The sequence below is a fragment of the Pseudomonas sp. NBRC 111131 genome (assembly GCF_001320525.1).
GTDB classification, from domain to species: Bacteria; Pseudomonadota; Gammaproteobacteria; order Pseudomonadales; family Pseudomonadaceae; genus Aquipseudomonas; species Aquipseudomonas ceruminis.
The window spans coordinates 109,097-120,795 of the sequence record NZ_BCBH01000005.1; the positions used below are offsets into that span (position 1 = coordinate 109,097).

At 63.2% G+C, this 11,699-nt stretch carries 9 protein-coding genes; 3 read left to right on the top strand and 6 right to left on the bottom strand.

Translation table 11 applies throughout. The features are described 5' to 3' along the window. Positions 1–2 precede the first annotated feature (2 nt). From APH34_RS07115 to APH34_RS07125, 3 genes are all read right to left on the bottom strand, one after another. Entirely contained in the window at positions 3–935 is a 933-nt protein-coding gene (locus APH34_RS07115; RefSeq protein WP_054900478.1) for a rhodanese-related sulfurtransferase, read from the bottom strand. 217 nt (positions 936–1,152) lie between these two features. Continuing rightward, positions 1,153–1,452 (bottom strand): BolA family transcriptional regulator, encoded by a 300-nt coding sequence (locus APH34_RS07120; RefSeq protein WP_054900479.1) that lies wholly within the window; start codon positions 1,450–1,452, stop codon positions 1,153–1,155. Positions 1,453–1,462: 10 nt separating this feature from the next. After that, positions 1,463–1,987, bottom strand: coding sequence for a DUF2059 domain-containing protein (locus APH34_RS07125; protein WP_054900480.1), 525 nt, complete (start codon positions 1,985–1,987; stop codon positions 1,463–1,465). Between the two features lie 154 nt (positions 1,988–2,141). Here APH34_RS07125 and APH34_RS07130 point away from each other — a divergent pair, with 154 nt between their 5' ends. Beyond that, complete coding sequence (locus APH34_RS07130) at positions 2,142–3,536, top strand: class II fumarate hydratase (protein ID WP_054900481.1); 1,395 nt, start codon at positions 2,142–2,144, stop codon at positions 3,534–3,536. Between the two features lie 98 nt (positions 3,537–3,634). Here APH34_RS07130 and APH34_RS07135 read toward each other — a convergent pair whose 3' ends face one another. The 3 genes from APH34_RS07135 to pap form a co-directional block, all read right to left on the bottom strand. After that, positions 3,635–4,954: a hypothetical protein gene (locus APH34_RS07135; RefSeq protein WP_054900482.1), complete on the bottom strand. Its 1,320-nt coding sequence runs from the start codon at positions 4,952–4,954 to the stop codon at positions 3,635–3,637. Positions 4,955–5,090: 136 nt separating this feature from the next. Further along, positions 5,091–6,044, bottom strand: a complete 954-nt coding sequence (locus tag APH34_RS07140; RefSeq protein ID WP_054900483.1) for a DMT family transporter — start codon at positions 6,042–6,044, stop codon at positions 5,091–5,093. A 122-nt stretch (positions 6,045–6,166) separates the two neighbouring features. After that, a complete protein-coding gene (pap, locus tag APH34_RS07145; RefSeq protein ID WP_054900484.1) occupies positions 6,167–7,660 on the bottom strand; it encodes a polyphosphate:AMP phosphotransferase in 1,494 nt (497 codons plus the stop codon). 153 nt (positions 7,661–7,813) lie between these two features. Between pap and mnmC the strand changes: the two genes are divergently transcribed. Continuing rightward, positions 7,814–9,778: a bifunctional tRNA (5-methylaminomethyl-2-thiouridine)(34)-methyltransferase MnmD/FAD-dependent 5-carboxymethylaminomethyl-2-thiouridine(34) oxidoreductase MnmC gene (gene mnmC / locus APH34_RS07150; protein WP_054900485.1), complete on the top strand. Its 1,965-nt coding sequence runs from the start codon at positions 7,814–7,816 to the stop codon at positions 9,776–9,778. 131 nt (positions 9,779–9,909) lie between these two features. Then, positions 9,910–11,697 (top strand): N-acetylglutaminylglutamine amidotransferase, encoded by a 1,788-nt coding sequence (locus APH34_RS07155; protein WP_054900486.1) that lies wholly within the window; start codon positions 9,910–9,912, stop codon positions 11,695–11,697. Positions 11,698–11,699 lie beyond the last annotated feature (2 nt).

The window sequence follows — 11,699 nt, forward strand, 5'->3', positions numbered from 1 at the left end:
CATCAGGCCTCGGCTTTGTAGTTGTAACCGATCGGGTGCGGCAGGTTGCGCGCCTTGGCCAGTTCGATCTGCTTCTGCCGGTCGATGGCACTGCGCCGGGTCTTCTCACTAAGGCTGTCCCAGCAGTGCGGGCAGCTCACGCCGGGCGAATAGTGCTCGGACGCACGGTCTTCGACGTTGATCGGGTGGCGGCAGGCATGGCACTGGTCGTATTCGCCTTCGCTCAGGTCATGGCGCACCGTGACGCGGTTGTCGAAGACAAAGCAGTCGCCGTCCCAGAGGCTTTGTTCCTGAGGCACTTCCTCGAAGTATTTCAGGATGCCGCCCTTAAGATGATAGACCGACTCGAAGCCTTCACCGAGCATGTAGCTGGAGGCTTTTTCGCAGCGGATGCCGCCGGTGCAGAACATGGCCACCTTCTTGTGCTTGCTCGGGTCGAAGTTGGCCTTGATGTACTCGGGGAATTCGCGGAAGGTCTCGGTCTTCGGGTCGATGGCGCCCTTGAAGGTGCCGATGGCCACTTCGTAGTCGTTGCGGGTGTCGATCAACAGCACTTCAGGGTCGCTGATCAGGGCATTCCAGTCCTTGGGCTCGACATAGGTGCCGACCGCCTGGTTCGGGTCCACCCCCGGCACCCCAAGGGTGACGATCTCTTTCTTGAGCTTGACCTTGGTGCGGTAGAACGGCTGCTCGTCGCAGTAGGATTCCTTGTGATCCACATCCACCAGGCGCGGGTCGTTGCGCAGCCAGGCGAGCAGGCCGTCGATGCCTTCGCGGGTGGCCGAGACGGTGCCGTTGATGCCTTCATTGGCCAGCAGCAGGGTACCTTTGACACCGTTGTCGAGCATGGCCTTGAGCAGCGGCTCGCGCAGCTCGACGTAGTCTTGCAAGGTGACGAACTTATACAGCGCCGCCACGACGATGGGTTGAGTCATTGCGTTGAATCTCCAGGTGGTTGCCCTCGTAAGGGGCGGACCGGGGTCACATGAAACAGGGGGCAGTTGCGCAGGCCATCGCCGACGAGGCGACGCCTACAGGTACGGCGCACCTCTTGAGAAGTGCACTGTATCTACAGGAGCCGGCTCGCCGGCGATGGGCCGCGCAGCGGCCCCCTTAGGATGGTGCGCAGTGTACCAGAACGACGGAAAGGATTCAGTGCTTGGCGCCACCTGCACACACAGGCGAAGCCGGTGCGGCCCCCACCTGTGCCCACTCCTGGGCGGTGTAGGTATGGATGGCCAGGGCATGGATCTGCTGCATCAGCTCACCCATGGTGGCGTAGACCTTCTGGTGGCGCTTGACGCTGTTGAGCCCGGCAAACTGCTCGCTGACGATCACCGCCTTGTAGTGGGTCTCTTGGCCACGGCTGTGCATGTGGCTTTCGTTGAGCACTTCAAGGTGCTGCGGCGCCAGGCCGGCCAGCTGCTGCTCGATGCGTTGCTGCATGGTCATCGGGTATTACTCACTTCTTCGCCGGGGCTACGGCCTTGCCGGCGGTCGGGTCCAGTTCCTTGGTCATGTCTTCGAGCAGCTTGTTGACCACCGGTACCGCAGGTTCCAGGCTTTGCTGGGTCAGCTGGGCCGACTGCTGGGTAACCTTGGGCATTTCACGCAGGACTTTCTTGCCCAGCGGCGATTCGTAGAATTTGACCAGGTCCTTGAGCTCCTGCTCGGTGAAGGTCTGGGTGTACAGGTCGACCATCTTCGGTTTCAGCTTGTTCCAACCGATGGCGTTGTCCAGCGCGGCGTTGGCCTTGGCCTGGTAGCTCTCCAGCACCGGTTGCTTGGACGACGGGGCCTTGGTCTGGGCGAAGCGCTGAGCGAACATCTGCTGGACCTGCATGTACACCGGGGTGCCCAGCTTGTCGGCGTTGGCCAGGGTCAGGAATTTCTCGGCGGCAGCGTTATGGCTGGCGGTGGCAGCGAGTACCTGGCCGCTGGCACAGGCCAGGGCGACGGCAGCACAGAGGACACGGAGACGGGTCATTGCATTTCCTTCAAGGAGGGGAGGCGGTACCTCAGAGTAGAGCATTCTGCTCCCGCCAGGGCGCAGTGCTCAAGTGGCACGACGAGCGATTGAACCGCTCGGTCGCATGAGGGCCTAAACTGCTGATTCTGACTGACAAAGGAGTGAACGCAGCATGAGCCGTATCGAGACAGACAGCCTGGGCCCGGTCGAAGTTCCGGAGGACGCCTACTGGGGCGCGCAGACCCAGCGCTCGCTGATCAACTTTGCCATTGGCAAGGAACGCATGCCGCTCGCGGTGCTGCACGCCCTGGCCCTGATCAAGAAGGCTGCAGCCAGGGTCAACGACCGCAATGGCGACCTGCCGGCTGACATTGCCCGGCTGATCGAACAGGCCGCCGACGAAGTGCTGGACGGCGAGCACAACGACCAATTCCCGCTGGTGGTGTGGCAAACCGGCAGCGGCACGCAGAGCAACATGAACGTCAACGAGGTGATCGCCGGGCGGGCCAATGAACTGGCCGGCAAGGGCCGTGGGGGCAAGGCGCCAGTGCACCCCAATGACCACGTCAACCGCTCGCAGAGTTCCAATGACTGCTTCCCCACCGCCATGCACATCGCCGCCGCCCAAGCGGTGCATGACGACCTGCTGCCGGCGATCGCCGAGCTGTCCTCGGGGCTGGCCGAGTTGTCGGCTCGTCACCACAAACTGGTCAAGACCGGCCGCACCCACATGATGGATGCCACGCCGATCACCTTCGGCCAGGAAGTTTCCGCCTTCGTCGCTCAGCTTGACTATGCCCAGCGTGCGATCCGCGCCACCTTGCCGGCAGTATGCGAACTGGCTCAGGGGGGCACGGCCGTCGGCACCGGGCTCAATGCCCCGCATGGCTTTGCCGAAGCCATTGCGGCCGAGCTGGCCGCCCTCTCCGGCTTGCCGTTCGTCACCGCGCCGAACAAGTTCGCCGCCCTCGCCGGTCACGAACCGCTGACCAGCCTGGCGGGCGCGTTGAAGACCCTGGCAGTGGCCTTGATGAAAATCGCCAACGACCTGCGCCTGCTCGGCTCTGGCCCCCGCGCGGGGCTTGCCGAGGTGCGCCTGCCGGCCAATGAGCCGGGCAGTTCGATCATGCCGGGCAAGGTCAACCCGACCCAATGCGAGGCGCTCTCAATGCTGGCCTGCCAGGTGCTGGGCAACGACGCGGCCATCGGCTTCGCCGCCAGCCAGGGGCATTTGCAGCTGAACGTGTTCAAGCCGGTGATCATCCATAACCTGTTGCAATCGATCGAACTGCTTGCCGATGGCTGCCGCAACTTCCAGCAGCACTGCGTGGCGGGCATCGAGCCGGATGCAGAGCAGATGGCGGCACATCTGGAGCGCGGGCTGATGCTGGTAACAGCGTTGAACCCCCATATTGGCTATGACAAGGCAGCGGAAATTGCCAAGAAGGCCTACGCCGAAGGCAAGACATTGCGCGAGGCGGCGCTGGAGTTGAAGTACCTCACCAACGAGCAGTTCGATCAATGGGTACGGCCGGACAAGATGCTCGCACCGGGTGGCAAGGGCTAGATTCATCTGTTGCCTCGCGCGGTTCTAGCGCGGGACAAAACCCCGCTCACAGGTTCACCACAAGACCCAAGTAGTGTGATGAACCTGGAGCAACCACCTCATTTCTCAGGCAATTCTTTTACGATGAGGTTGTCGAGCACCAACAGGGCATTGTCCTCCTCCGTGTCGACAACCAGCGTCAACACCTCAGGGCCGTCGATGATCAGCTCCTTGGTGCCGAAATGCATGGTCGGCCCAGGGCCCTCTTCCGACAACTCTTCATGCTCACCAGCGATCTCAGTCTGGACCCCGCAATAACTGGTGCATCCCCAGGCGAAGGTGACCAGTCGACGCCCGCCACCTTCGAGGACCAGCTTGATCGATGAATCGGCTTCCAGATGATGGCCCTTGATCAGCTCCTCGCCGCCTTCGCGCGGTTTGTCGCTGACGCCTCGGGTGACCCGGCTGAGCTGGAATTCGACGCCGTGAGCAAGCAGACGCGCATAGTGCCCGGGCGTCACGTCTTCGAAATCGATGCGAGGTGTAGGTGTCGGCCGGCCCACGGCCTGATCCTGTTCGTCATAGCTGAAGCTCATGCTGCCAGACCGGTCGGTGGGGAATCGTACACTGATCACCGGCACCCGTTGTTCGTAAAGCTGGTGGTAACGAATCTGGTCGTATTGGGCCTTGGCCAGGGCTTCGCGCTCGCCTTGCACATAGAAGAACGAATGCACCGGCAACACTCCCCCTTGGCCCTTCTCCCACGCCGGTAGCAGTACTTCGTTGTTGATCGACCAGTGCGCGTCGGCCATGCCTTGGCGAGCCCGCAGGGCGGTGTTGAACGCATGGGCCGACGCTGCGGCAGGTTGCCGAAGGTCCCAACCACACACCCTGTAGTTGCTGGCTTGCGGATACTTGTCCAGCCATTGCTGCGCCGTATTCACCCCCAGGGCCTGGCAGGTATCGGTGGTTTCTTCGAAGCCGCTGATCGGGCCGCAGCCTTGCAGGGTCGGGCGTTGATTGGTATTGGCATTGATGGGGAACGTGCAGAGCACGTTCAAAGCGGCAAGGCTGCCAGGCGGCGCGTACTGGGGCGGGTACAGCACCAGCCCATTCTGGTTACCGAAGGGCCTGCCGAAGGTGCTGTCACGGCGTACCCACGAAAACGCTATGCTGCCCTTTTCGAGCTGACTGTCGGTCGGCTCCCATGGCAGGAAACCGGTGCTGCTGGTCGTCGTCCGCAGCGCGATGCCACTGCACAAGTAGCCGGGTTTGTCCGGGCCACCGCAATCATCGGTGACGCTGTTGTACCAGGTATTGAGTTGATCCACTGCCGTCTTCGCGCGCTCGCTGAGCGTTCGTGTCGCATCAGCGGCCAGTAGCGGTGGGGCCGAAAGGGTAATCAGCAGTGCAGCGATCGGTCGGCACAGGTTCCTCATGACGGATTTCCTTTGTCATCCAGGGAATGTCAGCCGATTAGCTCACTCATGACACGTTGGCGCTACTGGCAGAAATAACAGGGCGCTGTGCGTTTGCCGGTAAACCGGCTCATCCGCAAGAGGCCCTGGCAGGCAATCAAGCAACCCTGGCCCTCCTCGCCCACCACCCGGCTACAAGCGAGGGCCCCACCGCTACCAGCGTAGACCCCAACACCACAGTCACCGCCCCCACATACCCCAAGGCATTGATGTCCTCGGCCTGCACATAGTCAGGCCACACCCAGGCCGCCAGCGCCACTGCGACGAAGGTCACCAGCGGCGTCATCGCCAGCGTTGCACTCACCCGCGAGGCTTCCCAGTGCGCCAGCGCCTCGGCAAACGCGCCATAAGCGACCAGCGTGTTCAAGCAACAGGCCAGCAACAGCCAGCCTTGCAACGGGCTCAGTTGCAGCGCCTCCAACGGGTGAACCCAAGGCGTCAGCAGCGCGGCGCAGCTAAGGTAGATCACCATCATCACCTGCTGCGAATGCCACACCGTCAGCAACTGCTTCTGGCTCAGGGCGTAAAACACCCAGATGCTGGTCGCCAGCAAGATGGTCAGGACGCCGGTCGTGTAGGTGCCCAGCGAAGTCAGCAGCTCTTCCAGCCGCTGGTTGAAGAACAAGCCAAACCCCACCAGCAGGATCAGAAGGCCTAAGCCCTGCCCCAGGCTGAAGCGCTCGCGAAACACGAACACGCTGGCCACCAGCAACAGTACCGGCCCGACTTGTACCACCAACTGCGCGGTGCCTGGGCTTAACAGGTTCAGGCCGATCAGGTACAGCACGTAGTTGCCCATCAGGCCAAGCACAGCCACGAGCAACAGGCCCTTGCCCTTGGACGACAATGTGCGCAAGGAAGGCAAACGCCGCCGAGCCGCCAGCCAGGCAAACAGCAGCCCGCCGGAAACCAGCAGGCGGTACCAGGTGACGGTGATCGGGTCCACCACTTGCAGCACCTGCTTGAGCTTGATGGGCAGGATGCCCCAAAGCAATGCGGTCAAAAGTGCCAGGAACAAGCCATAGCCCCAGCGGCCGGAAGTGGTGTGCATAGCGTCCTCGATCAAGCCCGTGGTGGGGGTGTCTGGATTCTACGGGCTTGGAGGGCGGGTACGGTGGCCAATGCCGAGAAAAGAATTCATCAGGTCATTCTTCTACGGCATGGCTTGCGGGCTTACTTCTTGTCCTTGGCAAACGCGGCCTCAAGCGCCTGGGTGATGGTGCGCAACACTTTCACCCGCGCCCAACGCTTGTCATTGGCTTCCACCAGCGTCCACGGGGCAATCTCGCTGCTGGTGCGGTCAACCATGTCGCCCACCGCGGTGGTGTATTCGTCCCACTTGTCGCGGTTGCGCCAGTCATCCTCGGTGATCTTGTAGCGTTTGAATGGAATCTGCTCGCGCTCTTGGAAACGTTCAAGTTGTGTCTGCTGGTCGATTGCCAGCCAGAACTTGACCACCACAACCCCGGCATTCACCAACTGCTCTTCAAAGTCATTGATCTCGCTGTAGGCGCGCATCCAGTCAGCCGGGCTGCAAAAACCTTCCACCCGCTCCACCAGGACCCGGCCATACCAGGAACGGTCGAAGATGGTGAACTTGCCACGCGCCGGAATATGCCGCCAGAACCGCCACAGGTACGGCTGCGCGCGCTCTTCTTCAGTGGGCGCGGCGATCGGCACGATGCGATACTGGCGCGGGTCCAGCGCCGCCGCCACGCGGCGGATCGCACCGCCCTTGCCGGCAGCATCGTTGCCCTCGAATACCGCCACCAGTGCGTGCCGACGCATGCGTTTGTCACGCAGCAGGCCGGCCAGCCGGGCCTGTTCGGTGACCAGTTGTTCCTGATAGTCAGACTTGTCCAGACGCAGGGTCATGTCCAGGGCGCCGAGCAGGCTACGGTCGTCGATGCTGTGGCCCAGCGGGGCCACGTTGCCCTTGTGCTTACCCTTAGGGTTGTTGGCCAGCGCGGCTTGCAGGCTTTCCAACAGAATGCGCCCCACCGCCAGGCTGCGGTAGTTCGGGTCGACCCCTTCGACGATATGCCACGGTGCATAGTCGCGGCTGGTACGGCGCAGCACGCGTTCGCCAAAACGTACAAAGCGGTCGTAGGTTTCGGACTGCTGCCAGTCCAGTGGGCTGATCTTCCAGCTGTGCAGCGGGTCGTCCTTGAGGGATTTCAGGCGCGCTTTCATCTGTTTCTTGGACAGGTGGAACCAGAACTTGATGATCAACGCACCTTCATCGCAGAGCATCTGCTCCAGGCGCTCGGCGCCCGTGATGGCCTGGTCGAGCACGGCATCCTTGAACACCCCATGCACCCGCCCCTGCAGCATCTGGCTGTACCAGTTGCCGAAGAACACCCCCATCCGCCCCTTGGGTGGCAACGCCCGCCAATAGCGCCACGCAGGTGGCCGGGCCAGCTCTTCATCGGTCTGCTGATCGAAGGTGAGCACATCGATCATGCGCGGGTCCATCCACTCGTTGAGCAGTTTTACCGTCTCACCCTTGCCGGCGCCTTCGATGCCGTTGATCAGCACGATCACCGGGAAGCGCGCCTGCTGCTTGAGTTCGTACTGGGCTTCGAGCAGGGCCTCGCGCAAAGCGGGCACCTCGGCGTCGTAAGCCTCCTTGTCGATACTGTGGCCGATTTCGGCAGATTCGAACATGCATTGGCTCCTTCAATGGATAAGCAAGACTAGCGGATTTAACTGGCGCCTGTACCGGCCCTCTCGCTGGCTTGCCAGCGAGAGGGCCGGTACAGCCTGCGCAAACCCTTCAGATGTCATAAAATCCTGCCATCCGCTGCAACCGAGCCAACCATGTCCACCCTCCTCCAGCACGCCCAGATCGATTGGGACGACCACGGCCGCCCCCATTCGCGGCAATACGACGACGTCTATTTCGCGGTCAACGAAGGCATCGAAGAAACCAAGCACGTGTTCCTCGGCCAGACCCGTCTGGCCGAGCGCTGTGCCGACCTTGCGCCACACACCTGCCTGGTGATCGGCGAAACCGGTTTTGGCACCGGCATGAACTTCTTCTGCGCCTGGCAGCTGTTCGACGAGCACGCACACAGCAATGCGCGTTTGCATTTCGTCAGTGTCGAGAAATACCCCCTCGGCCACGAAGACATGCTCCGTGCTGCACGCCTGTGGCCAGACCTGGCCGCCTACACCGAGCCCCTGCTGGAGCAGTACGTGGCCGTGCACCCAGGGTTCCAGCAGTTCACGTTCGCTGATGGCCGGGTCACGCTCACCCTGTTGATCGGCGATGTGCTGGAACAGCTGCCGCAACTCGATGCGCAGATCGACGTGTGGTTCCTCGATGGCTTTGCCCCCGCCAAGAACCCGGACATGTGGACCCCGGCGCTGTTCGCGCAACTGGCGCGCCTGTCCCACCCTGGCACGGTGCTGGGCACCTTCACCACCACCGGCTGGGTACGCCGCAGCCTGGTCGAAGCCGGCTTCGCCATGAAGAAGGTGCCGGGTATCGGCAAGAAGTGGGAGGTAATGAGCGGCGCTTACGTCGGCCCTCTGCCCGGCCCCGGCGCGCCTTGGTACGCGCGCCCAGCGGTTGTCCAGGGGCCGCGTGACGCGCTGGTGATCGGTGCCGGTCTGGCCGGCAGCGCCAGCGCTGCCAGCCTGGCCCGCCGAGGGTGGCAGGTCACCGTGCTGGAGCGCCACCAGGCCCCGGCCCAGGAAGCGTCGGGCAACCCGCAAGGTGTGCTGTACCTCAAGCTGTCTGCCCATGGCACCGCGCTTTCGCAAATGATCCTCTCCGGCTTCGGCTACACCCGGCGCCAGCTCGAGCGCTTGCAGCGTGGCCACGACTGGGAGGCCTGCGGCGTGCTGCAGCTGGCCTTCGACAGCAAGGAGGCCGAACGCCAAGGCAAGCTGGCTGCCGCCTTCGACCACGGCCTGCTGCACGCCCTGGAGCGCGCCGAGGCCGAAGCCATCGCCGGGGTGGCCTTGCCGGCCGGCGGATTGTTCTACCCCGAAGGTGGCTGGGTGCACCCGCCGGCGCTGTGCCAACAGCAATTACAGCACCCGCGTATTCGCCTGCTGACACACCAGGAGGTCATCGAGCTGCGCAAAGTCGATGACCACTGGCAAGCCTGGGCAGGCGAGCGACTGCTGGCCAGCGCGCCGCTGGTGGTCCTGGCCGCAGCCGCCGAAGTGCGGCGCTTCGAGCCGTGCGCGCAATTGCCACTCAAGCGTATCCGGGGGCAGATCACCCGGTTGCCGGCAACCGACGCCAGCCGCGCACTGCGCACGGTGGTGTGTGCCGACGGCTATGTCGCGCCGCCCCGGGGTGATGAGCATACCCTGGGGGCGAGCTTCGACTTCCAAAGTGAGGACCTGGTGCCGACCGTGGCAGAGCACCAGAGCAACCTGGCGCTGCTCAATGACATTTCCACGGACCTGGCCCAGCGCCTCGACAGTGCGGCCCTTGACCCCGCGCAGTTGCAGGGGCGCGCCGCGTTTCGCTGCACCAGCCCGGACTATTTACCGATAGTCGGGCCGCTGGCCGACCCGGCTGCGTTTGCCAAGGCGTATGCGGCGTTGGGCAAGGATGCGCGGCAGGTGCCAGAAGTACCCTGCCCCTGGCTGGACGGTTTGTACGTGAACAGCGGCCATGGTTCACGGGGGCTGATCACGGCACCGCTGTCGGGCGAATTGATCGCAGCCTGGGCGAGTGGCGAGCCCTTGCCGTTACCGCGAGCGGTGGCCGAAGCATGCCATCCAAACCGCTTCGGCTTGCGCAAACTCATCCGGGGCAGGTGACCAGCGCTATCCTAGCGTTCTACTGCTTATAACAGATCGATCTAAAACTCTCACAATTCGCTCAGGTCAGTTCCTTACAGGTGCCCTAATCCGGGGCACTGATTCCCCAACGGAAAAACCGGTAAGGACCTATGTGCGGATTAGCAGGAGAGTTACGTTTCACCCCCCTCGGCCAAGCCCCTCGCCCGGCGGACCTCGCCGCGGTAGAGCGCATGACCCATCATTTGGCGCCACGCGGTCCCGACGCCTGGGGCTTCCATAGCCTGGGGCCGATTGCCCTCGGCCACCGGCGCTTGAAGATCATGGACCTGTCCGATGGCTCGGCGCAGCCGATGGTCGATAACACCCTCGGCCTCTCGCTGGCCTTCAACGGGGCCATCTACAACTTCCCCGAACTGCGCCAGGAGCTCCAAGACCTGGGCTACACCTTCTGGTCCGACGGCGACACCGAAGTGTTGCTCAAGGGCTACCACGCCTGGGGTGCGGCCCTGCTGCCCAAGCTCAATGGCATGTTCGCCCTGGCCATCTGGGAGCGCGATAACCAGCGCCTGTTCCTGGCCCGCGACCGCCTGGGCGTCAAGCCGCTGTACCTTTCGCGCAACGGCGAGCGGTTGCGTTTCGCGTCGACCCTGCCAGCGCTGCTCAAAGGCGGCGACATCGACCCGATGATCGACCCGGTAGCGCTCAACCACTACCTCAACTTCCACGCCGTGGTGCCAGCGCCACGCACCCTGCTGGCCAACGTGCAAAAGCTCGAACCCGGCACCTGGATGCGCATCGACCGCCATGGTGAGGTGGAGCGCCAAACCTGGTGGCAGCTGCAGTTCGGCCCCAACCCGGATGAGCGCGAGCTCGACCTGGAAGGCTGGACTACCCGGGTACTCGACGCTACACGTGACGCCGTGGCAATTCGCCAACGCGCTGCCGTGGACGTCGGTGTACTGCTGTCTGGCGGTGTCGATTCCAGCCTGTTGGTCGGGCTGCTGCGCGAGGTGGGCGTCGACGACCTGTCGACCTTCTCCATCGGCTTCGAGGATGCCGGGGGCGAGCGCGGCGACGAGTTCCAGTACTCCGACCTGATCGCCAAACACTACGGCACCCGCCACCACAAGCTGCGCATCGCCGAACACGAAATCATCGAGCAGTTGCCGGCGGCCTTCCGCGCCATGAGCGAACCGATGGTCAGCCATGACTGCATTGCCTTCTACCTGCTCTCGCGGGAAGTGGCCAAACACTGTAAAGGTGTGCAGAGCGGCCAGGGCGCCGACGAATTGTTTGCCGGGTACCACTGGTACCCGCAGGTGGACGGCGCCGAAGATGCCTTCAGCGCTTACCGCAGTGCGTTCTTCGACCGTAGCCATGCCGAGTACCGCGACACCGTACAGGCCCCTTGGCAGCTGGACACCGACGTGGCGGGTGATTTTGTCCGCGAGCACTTCGCCCGCCCCGGCGCCCCCGATGCGGTAGACAAGGCACTGCGCCTGGACAGCACGGTGATGCTGGTCGACGACCCGGTCAAACGGGTCGACAACATGACCATGGCCTGGGGCCTGGAAGCACGTACGCCGTTCCTCGACTACCGCCTGGTCGAACTGTCGGCGCGCATTCCGGCGCGCTTCAAGCTGCCGGACGGCGGCAAGCAGGTGCTCAAGCAGGCCGCGCGACGCGTGATTCCCCATGAAGTGATCGACCGCAAGAAAGGTTACTTCCCGGTGCCGGGCCTCAAGCACCTGCAGGGTGCGACGCTGGATTGGGTACGCGAACTGCTGACCGACCCGAGCCAGGACCGTGGCTTGTTCAACCCCTCCATGCTTGACCGCCTGCTGAGTAACCCCCACGGCCAGCTCACCCCGCTGCGCGGCTCCAAGCTATGGCAGCTGGCAGCCCTGAACCTGTGGCTCAGCGAACAAGGAATCTGACC